The following is a 15,975-nucleotide window of genomic DNA, read 5'->3' as shown; positions in this document are numbered from 1 at the left end:
GCGTATCTGTCAGTCCTCCGTGTGGTTGGCTTGGCCGTCGACGACGAGATCTGCAAGGTGCCTGCTCGCGGCGACCAGCCGGGCGTTGGGTTCGTCGACGGAGTCGACCCACGCGGCGGCATCGGCAAGGCCCTTGCCGGCGGCGCGGTGGCGACGTAGCAGCCGTTCGCGTCGGAGGGGACCCGGCGCGTCGATGTAGTAGAGGCGGCGTAGCAGTGGACGCACCGCGGACCATGGCGGGTTGTCGAGAGCAAGGTAGTTGCCCTCCACGACAATCACCCGGGCAGTGGGTGCGACGACGAGCCGCGCGGCGATCGGTTCGCCCATGACATGGTCGAAGTCGGGGCAGTACACCGGTCGGTCGCCGCACGCGGTGATCCGTTCGAGCAGCGTGACGAAGCCGTCGGCATCGAAGGTATCCGGTGCGCCTTTGCGGTCGCCGCGGCCGACGTCGGCGAGCACGCGGTCGGATAGATGAAACCCGTCCATCGGGACGTATGCGACCGTGTCGGGTCCGCGTCGGGCTCCGAGGATGTCGATCACCGCGCGCGTGATCGTGGTCTTACCGCCGCCGGGCGGGCCGGTGATGCCGACGAGTACCCGCTCCGTTCCGGACAGGAGGCCGGCGATGTCGTCGGCGACTGCGGCGGCGGGTCCGTCAACGGCGTCGGGCATGCGATCGACGGTAGTCGCCATCAGTAACGCGGGTCGGGGCGGACAGCGCGAGCCGTCCCGGTTCCCGCGGGCCGTCGACGGTCCGCGGGAGCCGAGACGACCCGCGCGAGGCTAGCTCGACCGCCCGAACCAGCTGACGTCGTCGTTGCCGATGAGGTCGGGGACCGTCCAGCCGTCCAGGTCGTACTCGGACAGGCACTGTTCGGCGAGACCCTTCATGGATTCCACACCACCACGGTTCTGCGCGGCGAACAGCAACTCTGCCTTCACATTCTCGTGGTTGCCCGAGTAGTTGCGTTCGTAGAGTTCGTGCCGGCCGCCGAATTCGGAACCGATCGAATCCCACAGTGCCTTCATCACCTTCACCCGATCGACCGCGGTGATGCCGTTGGAACCGCGGACGTACTTGTCGAGGTACGGGCGCACGTCGGGGCTCTTGAAGTCGGCGGCGCTCGACGGCAGATAGATCAGGCCCGATGCGACGTCCTGCTCGATGATCTCCTTGATACGCGGGTAGCCCTGCATCATGAACATCCGGTAGGTGAGGCCGTATTCGAGGCGCGGGATCACGGTGTCGCCGATCCACGGTTCGGGGTTGTGGGCCATCGCGTCGGTGAGCGTCCAGAACAGGTTGCGCCAGCCGATCACCTCACCGACCCGGGTCTGCACGCCGCGAAAGCCGCCGGAACCGGTGGCGTCGAGTGCCTTCATCAGCAACCCGGCGATGAAGTCGAGTTTCACCGCGAGACGGGTGCAGCCCTGGAAGGTGAAGCGCGGCAGGAAGCCGGACTGTGGGAAGAAGGCGTTGATGCGCTCGACGTCGCCGTACATGAAGACGTTCTCCCAGGGCACGAGCACCTTGTCGAAGACGAAGATGGTGTCGTTCTCGTCCATCCGGCTCGACAGCGGGTAGTCGTACGGGCTGCCCATGACCGCGGCCTGTTCGGTGTAGGAGGTCCGGCAGATGAGTTTGATGCCGGGTGCGTCCATCGGCACGGTGCAGATGAGCGCGAATTCCTTCTTGCGGATCGGCAGCCCGTAGTGGGCGATGAAGTTGTAGTTGGTGATGGCCGAGCCGGTGGCGACGACCTTCGCTCCCGAGACGATCAGCCCCGCGTCGGTTTCCTTCTCCACCTTCATGAACACGTCGCCGACCTCGTCGGGCGGCAACTGACGATCCACCGGCGGATTGATGATGGCGTGGTTCCAGTACAGGACCTTTTCCTGTGACTCGCGATACCAGCGTTCGGCGTTGGCCTCGAACGGTGCATAGAGATCCTTGTTGGCATGCAGGGTGCCCAGGAAGCTGGCCTTGTAGTCGGGGGAGCGTCCCATCCAGCCGTAGGTCATCCGTGCCCATTCGGCGATCGCATCACGTTCTTTGACCAGATCTGCCGAGCTCGTGGGCGCCTTGAAGAACGGCATCGTCACGCCGCCGTTGCCGGTGTCGGTGGGCGCGGTCACCTTGTCGCGGGTGGCCGGATCGTGCATCGAGTCGTAGAGGCGAGCCGTCATCCGGATCGGGTTGCGGAAGGCTGGGTGGGTGGTCACATCTTTCACGCGCTCGCCGTGTAGCCAGATCTCGCGCCCGTCCTTGAGTGACTCGATGTACTCGTCGCCGGTCATCGGCCGGGAGGCGAAATTGCGCGTCTTGTTGGCCGCACTGTCGGCTGCCGGGTTGGTGGTCGGTGCGTCGGTGTCGGGCCGCTCGTCGAGAGTGGTCATGATTGATACCTCTTTCTGATCGATCGATCGTGACTGGTTATGAAAACGGTTCAGGCGGTGCGGGTTCCGGCCAGATGAAACGGGGTGAACGTGGTGGTCGAGTCGAACCATCCCGAATGCGGATCGTCGGCGCACAACGTCCACAGTGAGTTCACGCTCGGCTCGCCGAGATCGTGAAAGGTGCTGCGGTAGTACAACAGTGGTGACTTCCCGCTCGACGATGCGTCGACGATCTCGCCGATGAAGATGATGTGGTCGCCGCCGTCGTAGCTACGCCATGGGAGGCAACTGAGGGTGGCGGCGGCGCCCTGCAGGACCGGTGCGGTCGGCCCGTCGTCCCATCGGGGTCCCGGGTCGGCCGGCCTGCCGGCGAAATGCATTGCGATGTCGAGTTGATCGGCTGCCATGATGTTCACCGCGAATGGTGCATCGGTGAGGTACCCGCAGGCCTTGGACTTGCGCGTCAGGGTGACCTGGCAGAGGCGAGGTTCGAGCGAGACGGCCGTGAATGCGGTGACGGTTGCGCCGTGCGGCTCACCGTCGGCGTTTGTGCAGGTGATCACCGTGACGCCGCTGGCGAACTGGCCGAAGATGTTCTGTAGCGCCGTGCGTTCCATGTGACTACTCCTTTCGATGATCGCTAATGTGAGGTAGAACATATTTCGACGTCGGCCCCTTGACGATCCGCTGAACGCGACAGCGATCCGGAATGCGCGGCGAGGTCGTGAGGAGTGTCGATGAGTCAGCTGCAACAGCTTTCAATACCGGGTGATCCGGATTGGGATGCAGCGTCGGATGCGGTGTCCGCAGCCTATTTCCCACACGTGCTGCGGCCCCGTGTCGCCCGCAGCACAGCGACCGAGGCCGATGTCGCGGTCACGGTGCTCGGCCCGCTGCGTATCGCGCGGATCGGATGGGGCGCGGAGGTATCGATTCACTCCGACCATCCCGGCGCCTACGGCATCAACGTCCCGCTCAACGGTGTGCTCGAGACGTCGGTCGCCGGACATTCGGTGGTGTCGACCAGCGGGTCGGCGACGGTCAATCCGCCCGACACCCCCACCGACATCACCCGCTGGTCGAGCACTTGCACGATCGTCGGCGTCAAGATCGACCGCGACTTCCTGCACCACGAGATGTGTCGGGTGACCGGGCAACCCGACACGTCCATACCCGATCAGCTCGATCTTCGTTCACCCGAAGGCGCGAGTTGGTTCCGTCTGGTGCAGTCGATCGCCGGACAGCCCGCCGACGACCCGCTACTGGCCAACCCGTTGGTCGCCGAACAACTCGCCGGATCGTTGACCGATGCGTTTCTCTTGGCGGCCGTCCCCGACGATCGGGGCGATCATCTGCTGCCTCGACCGCGGATCGTGACCCGAGTGCTCGACGCCCTGCGCGCCGACCCGGCACGGCCCTGGACGGCCGCGGACATGGCCGAGTCGGCCGGGGTGAGCGTGCGTCGCCTTCAGGAGGGCTTTCGGCAATACGTGGGGAAGACGCCGCGTGAATGTCTCACCGAGATCCGACTCGCTGCGGTTCACGACGACCTCATGCGCGGAACGTCGGCGTCGGTGACCGACGCCGCGATGAAGGCGGGTTTCACCCACACCGGACGGTTCGCCGCCGCGTTCCGACAGCGATACGGCGTCTCGCCGTCCCAACTACTCACCGACCGCTGAGCGCGCGACCGGTGGGGGAGTTCTGGACGCAGTTTCGAGTTCCGGCCAGGAGCCCGAACTGCGGCCAGAGCCTGCAGGTGCGGCCGGCACCGGGTCAGCTACCCCGATATGTCGAGTAGGCGTACGGGCTCAGCAGCAGCGGCACGTGGTGGTGGCGCTGCGGATCGCCGACCTCGAAGCAGATGTCGACCTCGGGGTAGAAGCCGGTGAGCTGCTGATCGGCGAACCAGCTGCCGGTGTCGAAGACGAGATGGTGGATGCCGGCGATGAGCGCGTCGGTGTTGACCTGCGCGATCCGGCCGTCACCGTCGGTGACGCCGGCAGCGAGTTCGGTGCCGGAGGCATCCTGCAGGGACACCGCGACGCCGACGGCGGGTGCGCCGCTGACGGCATCGAGGACGTGGGTCGACAAACCGGTCACGCCTGGGCCTCCTCGTCGAGGTAGATGCTTGCCGGTGTCAGCATACGGATCAGTCGGCTGCGGTTGATCTTGGCGAGTTCCATGCGCATCACCCGACGTTCGGTCTCGGGGTCATTGCTCATGCGCTGCTTGAGGATGTCGAGGAGCTCCGCGGCGGGGCGGCCGTTGGCGAACACCAGGTAGACGTGACCGAACCTCTCCTCGTAGGCCGCGTTGAGTTCCTTGATCTCGGCCAGCACATCGGCGTCGGCGCCGGTGACCCCGGACTGTTCGCGTTTCGACGACGGATTGTCGGCCCGGTCGCCGATCCGCGGGTGTCCGGCCAACGCGTCGTCGAGATCCTTCTCGGTGAGCTCGGCCATGATCAGGTCGGCGTACTCGAGCAGCGCCTCGTCGTCGGAGAACGGCCGGGCCGACGCCACGCGCACTGCCCAGATCCGGGAGCTGCAGCATTCGAAGAGCTGATTGATGGCCTGGCGTTCGGACAATTCGTTGAAACTGGACAATCCTCGCCAATCGACACGACGCATGCGCCCCAGCCTAAGAGAGTTCCGGTTGTCGGGTGAATCGGGCCGACGTGAACGGGTTGGCGTCAGCGACGAGATCGTCGAAGCGGTAGTTCGCGATCTTGGCGATCTCGATCAACGCGAACGACTTCTCGCTCGTCTCCGAGTTGTCCATGCGTGCCCAGCCGTTTCGCAGGACCCGGTCGTAGCGTTCGGTCTCGCGGGCACAGATGACGAGCGGGAACCCGAAATGCTCCTGGTAGGCGGCAGCCAGATTCACCACATTCTCGTGCTCGGTCTCCTCGAGGTGAGACAGCCCCTTGTGGTCGACAGCAACCAGCTCGCCGGTCTCCTCGTCCTCGGCGCCCAGATCCGGGAAGGCGCGGATGAGCGCCAACTGTTCCTCGTCGCTGCCGGTGAGCATCGCCTCCTGGAACGCGCTGCGCAGGTCGTGGACGTCCTCGAACGGCTTCTGATCCCAGGCCCGGTCGAGCACCCAGTCGACGTTCTGTACGACGCCGCCGAAGGTGTCCCGGAACTGCTCCTTGGACATCGTGTTGACCTCGTCAAGGGTGATCGCGCCGCCACCGGCCACCGCGGGCCCACGGCCACCCACGTGGAAAAACAACAGATTCAACAGGATGGCGGTGATCGCGCCCATGGTGATCCCGGTGGAGAACGGGATCTGCAAGAAGATGTTCGGCATCGCCTCGTCCACTCCGGGCAGCGCAGGCACGTCGACCTGCTCACCGGACTTCTCGATCACGGTGGTCGGGGCGGCTGACTGGGAGAACTGCACATACAGCGCGACGGCCAGCGACGTCGCCGAGATGATCAGGTTGCGATGATCGGTGAAATCGACCGAGGTGAGTGTCTGGATGCCGACAATCGCGACGGTGGCGAACATGATCAACGCGGCACCGCCGAGGACCGGCGCAGGAATCGACTCGACCACCTTCGCCAGCTTGGGCAGCACCCCCAGAATGATCATGATGACGCCCGCGCAGGCGACCACCCAGCGACTCTTGACGCCGGTGAGCCGGACCAGACCGACGTTCTCGGAGAAGGCCGTATACGGGAACGAGTTGAACGAGCCGCCGATCATGGTGGCCAAGCCGTCGGCGCGCACGGTGGCCGCGACGTCCTCTTTTTTGATGCGCTTGCCGACGATCTCGCCGGTCGCGAAGACCGACCCGGTCGATTCCACCGCGACAACGAGGAGCACCACGATCAGTGAGACGATTGCGACGATGTCCCACTGCGGCCAGCCGAACGCGAAGGGCGGGGTGAAGCCCAGCCACGACGCCTCGCCGACCGAAGAGAACGAGGCGTCGCCGAGGAGCCACGCGATGAAGGTGCCGACCGTGAGGCCGAGGAGCACCGCGATCGTCGCCATGAACCCGCGGAAGAAGCGTTGCATCAACACGATCAGCAGGATGGTGCCCAGTGCATAGCAGACCCAACGCCAGTTGGCGGAGTCGTGTAGATGGGTGGCGGGATCGCTCACCGCGTCGCCGGCGCCCACCGGGATGAGACAGATACCGATGATGGTGATCAGGGTGCCGGTCACCACCGGCGGCAGGAATCGGATCAGCTTGGCGAAGAACGGCGCGATCAGAAAGGTGAACACGCCGGCCGCGATGACCGCGCCGTAGACGGTCTGCAGCCCGACACGTCCGCCGCCGTGATTGTTGGCGATCTGGATGACCGGCGCCAGGGTCGCGAAGGTGATTCCTTGCAGCAGTGGCAGCCGGACGCCGATCTTCCAGAATCCGACGGCTTGTAGCAGCGAGGCGATGCCGCAGGTGAACAGGTCGGCGGTGATCAGCATCGTCAGCGCTTCGTCGTCGAGGTCGATGGCGCGTGCGATGAGCAGGGGGACGAGGACAGCGCCGGCGTAGAAGGCCACCACGTGCTGGGCACCGAGCGCCACCAGTTTCCCGGGTGGGGGTACCTGGTCGACCGGATGCACCCGGCGTTTGCGCTGCGGTGCCCCGATGGGGGCGCTGGAATCGGTTGCCATTGGCCTCATCACCTAGAGTTCGTAGCCCTGCCGTGAACGATCGCCGCGCACAGCAGATAAATAGTGAACCTCGATGCGGATTCCCGCTCGGCGGTGGATCGTATATTTCGACGTGGTAAAAGGTGCGGAACGGACAGGAGGCCAGTGCGGTGGCGATGACGGGACCCGAGAGCCGTGACCTGCCGGACACGTCTGCGAGTCGCGTCGGTGCGGTGTGTGGCGTGGTGCTCGCAGCCGGCGCCGGAAGTCGCTACGGAATGCCGAAAATCCTTGCACACCAAGGTCAGTGGCTCGCGATCGCGGTGCGGGCGCTGCGCGACGGGGGGTGCGACGAGGTGGTGGTGGCGATGGGGGCGAGCACTGTCGAACCACCCGGCGGGGCATCGGTGCTCCACGTCGACGACTGGGCGACGGGTCTGTCGGCGACAGTGCGCGCCGCCGCGGGGTGGGTGGCACAGCGGCGGGATCCCGCCGCGATGGTTTTACATGTTGTTGACACACCCGATGTGGGGCCGGAGGTCACCGGCCGCGTCGTCGACGCGGCGCAGCGTCGGCGGGATGTGGTGGCACGCGCGGTGTTCGACGGACGGCCGGGCCACCCGGTGTACATCGGGTCCGACCATCTCGACCCGCTCGGTGCTCATCTGCAGGGTGACGTCGGGGCGGGACGGTATCTGGCGACCGTCGCGGGTCTGCGCACCGTGGAGTGCGGCGACCTGGCCACGGGCCGCGACCGCGACCTGCCGGACTGATCTCGCTCTCAGAGCCCGGGTAGGCCGTCCGGCACGGTGTGTGGCAGGGCCACGTCGAGTACGCCCGCGGCGAAGCGGGTCACCGGGCCGCCGGCGGCACGCAACGCGGCATCGTATCCGGCGCGTGCGCGACCGCAGTAGTGGGTGGGCTGACCGTGGGTGACGTCGAGTCCGATGACGGCGATCGTCTCGCCCGTGGTGGGGATGCAGATGCCCCACACGAACAGATTCTCCGATTCCCATCCACGCGCGACGACCTCGGTGTATCCGAGCGGATCGGGCACACCGAGGTCGTCGAGTGCGGGGACGTCGGAGATCCGTTCATCGGCACGCAGCGCGCGCAGATACCAGGCTCCGGCGTTGATCTCGACCGGTTCCATGACCGGTGCGTCGCTACTTCAGTTCGAGCAGCACGGTGCCCTGGGTGACGGCGGCGCCGGCCTCGATCGCGAGTCCGGTGACCACACCGTCCTTGTGGGCGGTGACGGGGTTCTCCATCTTCATGGCCTCGAGCACGACGACGAGTTCGCCGGCGGAGACCTGCTGGCCCTCCTCCACGGCGACCTTCACGACGGTGCCCTGCATGGGCGCTGCCACGGCGTCACCGGAGACGGCGGCATTGCCACCCTTTTTGCGGGACCGGGCCTTCGGCTTCTTGCGGACCACGCCGTTGGCGCTGCTGCCACCGCCGCCGAGCGCGAGATCACCCGGCAGCGAAACCTCGACGCGTCGGCCGCCGACCTCGACGACGACGTTCTGGCGCGGCAGCGACTCGTCGTCCTCGATCGGCTCACCACCGGTGTATGGCTCGATCGGGTTGTCCCAGTCGGTTTCGATCCACTTGGTGTAGACATCGAAGGTCTCGACGCCGTTCTCGTCGGTGTGGCCGTGGAAGGCCGGGTTCTCGACGATATGGCGGTGGAACGGGATGACCGTGGCCAGGCCCTCGACTTCGAACTCGGCGAGCGCGCGCGCCGAGCGCTCGAGCGCCTGCTCGCGGGTCTCGCCGGTGACGATGAGCTTGGCGAGCATCGAGTCGAACTGTCCGCCGATCACGTCGCCGGCAACGACGCCGGAGTCGACGCGCACGCCGGGACCGGTCGGCTCCTTGTACACCGTGACCGGCCCGGGGGCGGGCAGGAAGTTGCGGCCGGCGTCCTCGCCGTTGATGCGGAACTCGAAGGAGTGCCCGCGCGGCGTCGGATCCTCGGAGATCTCCAGCTTCTCGCCGTTGGCGATGCGGAACTGCTGACGAACCAGGTCGATACCGGAGGTCTCCTCGGTGACCGGGTGCTCCACCTGCAGACGGGTGTTGACCTCGAGGAAGGACACCAGGCCGTCGCTACCGACGAGGAACTCGACCGTGCCTGCACCGTAGTAGCCCGCCTCGCGGCAGATGGCCTTGGCCGACTCGTGGATCTTGGTGCGCTGCTCGTCGGTGAGGAACGGCGCGGGGGCCTCCTCGACCAGCTTCTGGAAGCGACGCTGCAGCGAGCAGTCGCGGGTGCCGGCGACGATCACGTTGCCATGCTGGTCGGCGATCACCTGGGCCTCGACGTGACGGGCCTTGTCCAGGTAGCGCTCGACGAAGCACTCGCCGCGACCGAAGGCGGCGACGGCCTCGCGGGTGGCCGACTCGAACAGGTGCGGGATCTCGTCGATGGTGTAGGCCACCTTCATACCGCGTCCACCGCCGCCGAAAGCCGCCTTGATCGCGACCGGTACGCCGTGTTCCTCGGCGAACGCGACGACCTCGTCGGCGTCCTTGACCGGGTCCTTGGTGCCCGGCGCCATCGGTGCGTCGGCCTTGAGCGCGATGTGGCGGGCGGTGACCTTGTCGCCGAGGTCGCGGATGGACTGCGGCGACGGGCCGATCCAGATCAATCCCGCGTCCAGCACAGCCTGCGCGAAGTCGGCGTTCTCGGAGAGGAAGCCGTAGCCGGGATGGATGGCGTCGGCGCCCGACTTGGCCGCGGCGTCGAGGATCTTGTCGAACACGAGGTAGGACTCGGCCGAGGTCTGGCCGCCGAGCGCGAACGCCTCGTCGGCGAGCTTCACGAACAGCGCGTCGGCGTCGGGTTCGGCGTACACGGCGACGCTGGCCAGACCGGCGTCCCGAGCGGCCCGGATCACTCGCACCGCGATCTCGCCACGATTGGCGATGAGGACCTTGGAAATACTGTTCGCAGAGCTACTTGGCACTTGTTCTCCTGGGCGTCGTGACGCTCGGTGGAGCGGCACTTGGTCGTTATGAATCACATCACGCGTCTGGGGTTTCACCCGTCCGGCCGATCGTGACGGCCCTCGGAGTGAGGCACGACACTCGAGTCTAAGTGTCACGCGTTCAGGGCAATACCCTAGCCCACCGATCAAGCGATCGGTCGCCCCCTCCGGTTACTCGTCGGTACGAAAAGTGCTCGCGTCGCCGAGCTCCCGGATCAACCGGGCGAAATCGTGCAGGTAGGCCTGGACGGGACCGACGGGACCGGTGTCCGTGTCGCCGGGTTCGGCGGCCGGAGTGGGATAGTTCACGTCGGCGCCCGGGACGTTCTGACTATCAGGCGACGCTGCGGGTTCCGGTGGGAAGCGGGCCGACACCCGCATGCCGCCGGGTGTCCGATTGATCCAGATATAGACCTCGTGGGGTGCATAACTGTGGCTGCGCAACACCTTCGCCCGGCCCGCGTCGGCCTCGGCCGCCCCCGGGGCATATCGCGTGTCGATGAACGAGATCACGAACAAGGGTTCGCCGCTGTGGCCGAGGAGTTCGGCGACCCGCAGGAACGGCAGCCCGGCGCCCTGGCGGGACCGTTTGAGTTCGGCGGTCGCCCGTGTGACCGCCTGATCGAAGGTCGGTGAATCGGAGACGTCGAGGGTGAACGGGGCCACCGCAACGAACCAGCCCAGCGCGGTGAGCCAGCGAGCGTCGTCGCGGGTGTGGCGGGGGAGCACGCAGCGGAACTCGTCGTCGCCGGTGCGATCGTGATGCACCAGGGCGCACGCCGCGAGCACGCCTGCGGTCAGCGTGCCGCCGGCCTGCGAGCAGACCGCGGTGAATCTGTTGGCGGCCGCGTCGTCGAGGATCAGGCCGTACAGCGATTGCTGGGCGACGGCGGATTCGTCGCTCGGATCGGGGGCGGGTGACTCCAGCTCGGCGCGGTCGATGGTCGCGGCCTCGGAATCGGCGGTGAAGGCCGGCATGCCGCCGTGGCCGGCGCGCAGGAAATCCGTCCACGTCCGTACCGCTGGGTGGTCGCCACCGGTCTGGTCGGCCATTCGGCGTTCCTGGGCGCTGAAGTCGACGTAGCTGCCGACGGGCGCCAGTTCGGGTTGCTCCTGACGCCGTGCTGCGCGGTAGAGGGTGACGAGTTCGTGTTGCGCCATGATCAGCGAGTAGCCGTCGACGAGCGAATGGTCGGCGGCGAACAGCAGGGTGAACGAGTCCTCCCGGCCGACGGTGGCGAACATGTAGGCCGGCCAATGCAGCGGCGCCGTCGCACGGTCGAAGGCGCCGGCGATCTGTTCGACCAGCGGACCCGACTCGGTGTACCAGCCGATGCGGCCCATCTTGAGCTTGACGGTGCCGGGCTCTGTGCTGAGTCGTTGAAGGCCGTCACCGCGGATGATGACGTGGCTGCGCAACACCTCGTGTCGGTCGATCCACTGCAGCAGGGTGGTCCGGATGGCCGGGATCGACAGCGGTTCGGCGAATTCGATGGCCAGACCCAGCCAGGATTCCCGGCCGCCCTCGCGTCGGGTGCGCAGCCGATAGTCGAACGCCGACCGCAGATGCTGCTCGTGATTGTGCGACGTGAGGCGGGAATCGCGGCTCCAGGAACCCAGGCCACCCGAGACATACGGCATCCACTCGACGAGTCCGCCAGGCTCCACCGACTCGTCGCGGATCTGGACGAACTTCATGTCGAACTGGTGGGGGTGCCGGGTCCGTCCCCGGCCTGACGTCGCACCTGTCCTTTGATCCGGGCGAGCATGCCCGCCATACCCCGCAGTCGCAGCGGACTGACCGCCGAGCCCAGCCCCAGATCGTGATAGAAGTCCGCCGGCACCGCGAGGATCTCGTCGGCGGGCGCGCCGTCGAGGCCCTGATACAGGATCGAGGCGAAACCTCGGGTGGTCGGAGCCTCTGCCGGCGCCGTCAGGTACAGCCGCACATGATCAGTGTCGGCGGCGTCCACCGACAGGAATACCGGCGACTGACACTCCGGCACCGGCTCCATCGCGTCCTGTTGGAGGTGGGACGGGAGATCGGGCAGTTCACGCGAGAACTCCAGCAGTAACGTCACCTTGTCGGCATCGCCGAGTGCGCCGAAGTCGTCGACGATCTCGGCGAGAGCAGCCGGCAGTGTCATGTCGTCGCCGGGGCGGCGCCCGGCTCGGGGCCGATGGCGATGGGCACCCGCACCGCGTTACCCCATTCGGTCCACGACCCGTCGTAGTTGCGCACCTTGTCGTAGCCGAGCAGATGGGTCAGCACGAACCAGGTGTGGCTCGACCGCTCGCCGATGCGGCAGTACGCGATGGTCGGGGTTGACGGATCGAGGTCGGCGTAGATCTCCTCGAGTTCCTTACGGCCGCGGAAGCGGCTGTCCGGTGCGGCGGCCTTGGCCCACGGGATGGAGATGGCGGTGGGGATGTGGCCCCCGCGTAGCGCACCCTCCTCTGGGTAGTCCGGCATGTGCGTGCGTTCGCCGGTGTACTCCTGCGGGGAGCGCACGTCGACGAGCGGTTGGGTACCGAGCGCCTCGAGCACCTCCGGCGCGAATGCGCGGATTCGGGAGTCATCACGCTCGACGACGGGGTAGTCCGATCGCGGGTACTCGGGCACATCGAAGGACGTGTCGCGATCCTCCGACATCCAGGCGTCGCGGCCACCGTCGAGCAGCCGGACGTCCTCGTGGCCGAACAGCGTGAACACCCACAGCGCGTAGGCGGCCCACCAATTGCTCTTGTCGCCGTAGATCACCACGGTGTCGTCGCGTTCGATCCCCTTGCTACGCATGAGCTCAGCGAACTGTTCACCGTTGATGTAGTCGCGGGTCACCGGATCGTTGAGATGAAGATGCCAGTCGATCTTCTGCGCGGTCGGGATGTGACCGATGTCGAAGAGCAGGACATCCTCGTCCGACTCGACGATCTTGAGTCCCTTCGCACCGAGATGCGCCGACAGCCACTGGGTGCTGACCAGACGCTCCGGATGCGCGTACTCGGCGAATGCCGGATTCGGATCGGTCTCCACGCTCAACTGCGGTCCCTTCAATCTGTGGTCGCCGATGCGGCATCGGGCGGTCTGACGGACACGGCGATCCGGTGTCTGGCAATGAGCCTACCCACTGCCGAAGTCGCGTGGCGTGCCGACTCACGGTCGTGTCGGCGAGCTGAGAGCTCAGCCGACGCGGTGCCCTTCCATGGACAACTCGCCCAGCCGATGTGACACGGCGTCAAGGACATCGTCGAGGGTGTGTGATCACGACGACGACCCTGGACACTGATGCCGGAATCCGTGCACTTGCCACGACATGCAGGTGTGTCGGCCCAGATCAGTTGTCCGATTTGCCAGTTGGGTCCGACAGCCACAAGTCGACGACCGACACCCCCACCTCGCCGAGCAGACGACGAACGGTCGGCAGGCCGATCCCGAGCACCGATGACGGATCGCCGTCGACGGAGTCCACGAACCAGCCGCCGAGCCCATCGAGGGTGAAGGCGCCGGCCACCGAGAGGGGTTCGCCGGTGGCGACGTAGGCATCGATCGTCGCGTCGTCGACGTCGGCGAATCTGATGGTCGTCGACGCCGCGGCGTGCGCGGAGGCGGCCACCAGGCCGTCGTGGATGCGGGTGACACAGTGCCCGGTGATGAGTTCGGCCGAGCGGTTGCGCATGGTGCGCCACTGGCTCTGCGCGACCTGTGCGGTGTGCGGTTTGCCGCTCAGCCGGCCGTCGAAGAACAGCATCGAGTCACAGGTGAGGACCACCACATCGGAGGCGTCGCAGTCGGCGAGGACATCGGCCACCACGGCGTCGGCCTTGGCCTGCGCCAACCGGACGACGATGTCCTCGGGTGGAAACGCCGCCATGGTGGTCAGCAGGGCGTCCTCGTCGACGTCGGAGACGATCACCCGCGGGTCGAGTCCCGCGTCGCGCAGCACCCGGAGGCGGGCCGGCGACGCCGACCCGAGCACCACCTCCGGTGCGCTCACCACCTCAGATTGGTGAAGCTGCCCGGTGCGCCCCAGATCGGCCGCAGCCGGTCCTCAGGGCGTCCCCAGTCGTCGCGTGGCCCGGCGTCGGCGATGCCGCCACCGGAGGACCCGGCGGCGGAGGCGACGACCGCGACGAGGGCGGCGAGTTCCTCATCGGTCGGGTTACCCCGGACGACGCGCAAAAACGGTGCGGACTGTGTCTGCGTTTCGGCGTCGGCGCCGGTCTCGATGTCGCTCACAGCGGAATGTTCCCATGCTTCTTCGGCGGCAGCGTGACCATCTTGCGCTCGAGCAGGCGCAGCGCGGTCGCCACCTGGCCACGGGTGTGGCTGGGCGGGATCACCGCGTCGACGTAGCCACGTTCGGCGGCGACGTACGGATTGACCAGAGTGTCCTCGTACTCCTGCTGCAGTTCGAGGCGCAGTGCGTCGACGTCCTCGCCGTTCGCCGCAGCTTCCTTCAGCTTGCCGCGGTAGACGAATCCGACCGCGCCGGAGGCGCCCATGACCGCGATCTGGGCCGTCGGCCAGGCCAGATTGACGTCGGCGCCCATGTGCTTGGACCCCATCACGTCGTAGGCGCCGCCGTAGGCCTTGCGCGTGATGATGGTGATCTTGCCGACGGTGGCCTCGCCGTAGGCGTACAGCAGCTTGGCGCCGCGGCGGATGATGCCGTTGTATTCCTGGTCGGTGCCGGGCAGGAAGCCGGGCACGTCGACCAGGGTGACGATCGGGATGTTGAAAGCGTCACACGTGCGGACGAACCGGGCGGCCTTCTCCGACCCCTTGATGTCGAGGCAGCCGGCGAACTGGGTCGGCTGGTTTGCGACGATGCCGACGCTGCGGCCGTCCACCCGGCCGAATCCGACGATCACGTTGGTCGCGTACTCGGCCTGCACCTCGAGGAACTCGTCGTCGTCGAGGATGCGCCGGATGACCTCGTGCATGTCGTAGGGCTGGTTCGGCGAATCAGGGATCAGCGTGTCGAGTTCGAGGTCCTCATCGGTGAGGGTGTCCTCGATCGAGCCGGCAGCCGGCTGGTCCACCGGCAGGCGCGGGGCCTCGGCCCGGTTGTTGCTGGGCAGGTAGCCGAGCAACTCCTTGACGTACCCGAGCGCGTCTTCCTCGTCGGATGCCACGTAGCTCGCGGTACCCGACTTCGTCATGTGGGTGTTGGCGCCACCGAGGTCCTCCATGGTGACGTCCTCGCCGGTGACCGTCTTGATGACGTCCGGGCCAGTGATGAACATCTGACTGGTCTTGTCGACCATCACGACGAAGTCGGTCAGGGCGGGGGAGTAGACGTGGCCGCCGGCCGCAGCGCCGAGGATCAGCGAGATCTGAGGGATCACGCCGGAAGCGCGGACGTTGCGGTGGAAGATCTCGCCGTACAGGCCCAGGGAGACCACACCCTCCTGAATACGTGCGCCGGCACCGTCGTTGATGCCGATCAGCGGCCGTCCGGTCTTGATCGCCAGGTCCATCACCTTCACGATCTTCTCGCCGTACACCTCGCCGAGGCTGCCGCCGAAGACGGTGGCGTCCTGGGAGAAGATGCACACCTCGCGGCCGTCGATGGTGCCGTAGCCGGTCACCACTCCATCGCCTACCGGGCGGCGCTCGGCCAGTCCGAAGTTGGTGCTGCGATGCCGGGCCAGCGCATCGAGTTCCACGAACGAGCCCTCGTCGAGGAGGTGAGTGATCCGCTCGCGCGCGGTGAGCTTGCCCCGCTCGTGGATTTTGTCCACCACGGCCTCGCCCACGGGGTGCTTGGCCTCATCGAGGCGGTTACGCAGATCGGCGAGTTTTCCCGCCGTCGTGTGGATGTCGGGGGCGGAGCCGTCCTCGCGCGAAGCAGTCGTCATGGACACCGATGCTAACGACCCGGGTGTGAGCCACGTCAAGCGGATCAACGTGAGATATGCCTCAGGTTCCCGAGCGATCGGTCGGGGAACGCGGATATGGCGTTGA

16 protein-coding genes are annotated in these 15,975 nt (G+C 66.6%); 2 read left to right on the top strand and 14 right to left on the bottom strand.

Translation table 11 applies throughout. The features are described 5' to 3' along the window. Window positions 1-9 precede the first annotated feature (9 nt). The 3 genes from VX037_RS09990 to VX037_RS09980 form a co-directional block, all read right to left on the bottom strand. A complete protein-coding gene (locus tag VX037_RS09990; RefSeq protein ID WP_328714099.1) occupies window positions 10-675 on the bottom strand; it encodes a nucleoside/nucleotide kinase family protein in 666 nt (221 codons plus the stop codon). A gap of 111 nt (window positions 676-786) precedes the next feature. Next, on the bottom strand, window positions 787-2,400 hold the full coding sequence (locus tag VX037_RS09985; protein WP_287016216.1) for a 4-hydroxyphenylacetate 3-hydroxylase family protein: 1,614 nt from the start codon (window positions 2,398-2,400) through the stop codon (window positions 787-789). Between the two features lie 50 nt (window positions 2,401-2,450). Next, the gene (locus tag VX037_RS09980; protein ID WP_235723864.1) at window positions 2,451-3,017 is read right to left on the bottom strand and encodes a flavin reductase family protein; all 567 of its coding nucleotides are present in this window, start codon (window positions 3,015-3,017) and stop codon (window positions 2,451-2,453) included. Between the two features lie 120 nt (window positions 3,018-3,137). Here VX037_RS09980 and VX037_RS09975 point away from each other — a divergent pair, with 120 nt between their 5' ends. Beyond that, window positions 3,138-4,082, top strand: coding sequence for an AraC family transcriptional regulator (locus tag VX037_RS09975; protein ID WP_235723863.1), 945 nt, complete (start codon window positions 3,138-3,140; stop codon window positions 4,080-4,082). 94 nt (window positions 4,083-4,176) lie between these two features. Here the strand turns inward: VX037_RS09975 and uraH are convergent, their stop codons facing one another. The 3 genes from uraH to uraD (VX037_RS09960) are packed head-to-tail and all read right to left on the bottom strand — an operon-like array spanning window position 4,177 to window position 7,032. Next, window positions 4,177-4,503, bottom strand: coding sequence for a hydroxyisourate hydrolase (uraH, locus tag VX037_RS09970; protein ID WP_235723862.1), 327 nt, complete (start codon window positions 4,501-4,503; stop codon window positions 4,177-4,179). Then, the gene (gene uraD / locus VX037_RS09965) at window positions 4,500-5,033 is read right to left on the bottom strand and encodes a 2-oxo-4-hydroxy-4-carboxy-5-ureidoimidazoline decarboxylase (RefSeq protein ID WP_287016219.1); all 534 of its coding nucleotides are present in this window, start codon (window positions 5,031-5,033) and stop codon (window positions 4,500-4,502) included. Before uraD (VX037_RS09965) ends, uraH begins: the two co-directional genes overlap by 4 nt. 10 nt (window positions 5,034-5,043) lie before the next feature. Next, window positions 5,044-7,032, bottom strand: coding sequence for a 2-oxo-4-hydroxy-4-carboxy-5-ureidoimidazoline decarboxylase (uraD, locus tag VX037_RS09960; RefSeq protein ID WP_235723860.1), 1,989 nt, complete (start codon window positions 7,030-7,032; stop codon window positions 5,044-5,046). 155 nt (window positions 7,033-7,187) lie between these two features. Here uraD (VX037_RS09960) and VX037_RS09955 point away from each other — a divergent pair, with 155 nt between their 5' ends. Further along, entirely contained in the window at window positions 7,188-7,784 is a 597-nt protein-coding gene (locus VX037_RS09955) for a nucleotidyltransferase family protein (protein WP_287016265.1), read from the top strand. A gap of 8 nt (window positions 7,785-7,792) precedes the next feature. Here the strand turns inward: VX037_RS09955 and VX037_RS09950 are convergent, their stop codons facing one another. From VX037_RS09950 to VX037_RS09915, 8 genes are all read right to left on the bottom strand, one after another. Continuing rightward, entirely contained in the window at window positions 7,793-8,164 is a 372-nt protein-coding gene (locus VX037_RS09950; protein WP_235723859.1) for a hypothetical protein, read from the bottom strand. A 13-nt stretch (window positions 8,165-8,177) separates the two neighbouring features. Continuing rightward, the gene (locus tag VX037_RS09945; protein WP_287016220.1) at window positions 8,178-9,986 is read right to left on the bottom strand and encodes an acetyl/propionyl/methylcrotonyl-CoA carboxylase subunit alpha; all 1,809 of its coding nucleotides are present in this window, start codon (window positions 9,984-9,986) and stop codon (window positions 8,178-8,180) included. Window positions 9,987-10,178: 192 nt separating this feature from the next. Further along, window positions 10,179-11,705, bottom strand: coding sequence for a condensation domain-containing protein (locus VX037_RS09940; RefSeq protein WP_287016221.1), 1,527 nt, complete (start codon window positions 11,703-11,705; stop codon window positions 10,179-10,181). Beyond that, window positions 11,702-12,154, bottom strand: a complete 453-nt coding sequence (locus VX037_RS09935) for a SufE family protein (RefSeq protein ID WP_287016222.1) — start codon at window positions 12,152-12,154, stop codon at window positions 11,702-11,704. Before VX037_RS09935 ends, VX037_RS09940 begins: the two co-directional genes overlap by 4 nt. Then, window positions 12,151-13,047 carry a sulfurtransferase gene (locus VX037_RS09930; RefSeq protein WP_235723855.1) on the bottom strand — a complete coding sequence of 299 codons (897 nt, stop codon included), beginning with the start codon at window positions 13,045-13,047 and terminating at the stop codon, window positions 12,151-12,153. The genes VX037_RS09935 and VX037_RS09930 overlap by 4 nt, the downstream gene beginning before the upstream one ends. Before the next feature lie 295 nt (window positions 13,048-13,342). Then, window positions 13,343-14,002 carry a Maf family protein gene (locus VX037_RS09925; RefSeq protein ID WP_372475010.1) on the bottom strand — a complete coding sequence of 220 codons (660 nt, stop codon included), beginning with the start codon at window positions 14,000-14,002 and terminating at the stop codon, window positions 13,343-13,345. Beyond that, window positions 13,999-14,244 (bottom strand): acyl-CoA carboxylase subunit epsilon, encoded by a 246-nt coding sequence (locus tag VX037_RS09920; protein WP_235723853.1) that lies wholly within the window; start codon window positions 14,242-14,244, stop codon window positions 13,999-14,001. The genes VX037_RS09925 and VX037_RS09920 overlap by 4 nt, the downstream gene beginning before the upstream one ends. Further along, a complete protein-coding gene (locus VX037_RS09915) occupies window positions 14,241-15,869 on the bottom strand; it encodes an acyl-CoA carboxylase subunit beta (RefSeq protein WP_235723852.1) in 1,629 nt (542 codons plus the stop codon). Before VX037_RS09915 ends, VX037_RS09920 begins: the two co-directional genes overlap by 4 nt. Between the last annotated feature and the right edge of the window lie 106 nt (window positions 15,870-15,975).

The organism is Gordonia sp. Z-3 (assembly GCF_036233855.1).
Lineage (GTDB): Bacteria > Actinomycetota > Actinomycetes > Mycobacteriales > Mycobacteriaceae > Gordonia > Gordonia tangerina.
This window is presented reverse-complemented; position numbering and strand designations above follow the sequence as displayed.

Excerpts from the sequence above, each read along its gene's own strand:
- VX037_RS09915 (WP_235723852.1), bottom strand. The coding sequence starts at position 15,869 with ATGACGACTGCTTCGCGCGAGGACGGCTCCGCCCCCGACATCCACACG.
- VX037_RS09985 (WP_287016216.1), bottom strand. The coding sequence starts at position 2,400 with ATGACCACTCTCGACGAGCGGCCCGACACCGACGCACCGACCACCAAC.
- VX037_RS09950 (WP_235723859.1), bottom strand. The coding sequence starts at position 8,164 with ATGGAACCGGTCGAGATCAACGCCGGAGCCTGGTATCTGCGCGCGCTG.
- VX037_RS09955 (WP_287016265.1), top strand. The coding sequence starts at position 7,188 with ATGACGGGACCCGAGAGCCGTGACCTGCCGGACACGTCTGCGAGTCGC.
- uraD (WP_287016219.1), bottom strand. The coding sequence starts at position 5,033 with ATGCGTCGTGTCGATTGGCGAGGATTGTCCAGTTTCAACGAATTGTCC.
- VX037_RS09990 (WP_328714099.1), bottom strand. The coding sequence starts at position 675 with ATGCCCGACGCCGTTGACGGACCCGCCGCCGCAGTCGCCGACGACATC.
- VX037_RS09980 (WP_235723864.1), bottom strand. The coding sequence starts at position 3,017 with ATGGAACGCACGGCGCTACAGAACATCTTCGGCCAGTTCGCCAGCGGC.
- uraD (WP_235723860.1), bottom strand. The coding sequence starts at position 7,032 with ATGGCAACCGATTCCAGCGCCCCCATCGGGGCACCGCAGCGCAAACGC.
- VX037_RS09935 (WP_287016222.1), bottom strand. The coding sequence starts at position 12,154 with ATGACACTGCCGGCTGCTCTCGCCGAGATCGTCGACGACTTCGGCGCA.
- VX037_RS09940 (WP_287016221.1), bottom strand. The coding sequence starts at position 11,705 with ATGAAGTTCGTCCAGATCCGCGACGAGTCGGTGGAGCCTGGCGGACTC.
- VX037_RS09975 (WP_235723863.1), top strand. The coding sequence starts at position 3,138 with ATGAGTCAGCTGCAACAGCTTTCAATACCGGGTGATCCGGATTGGGAT.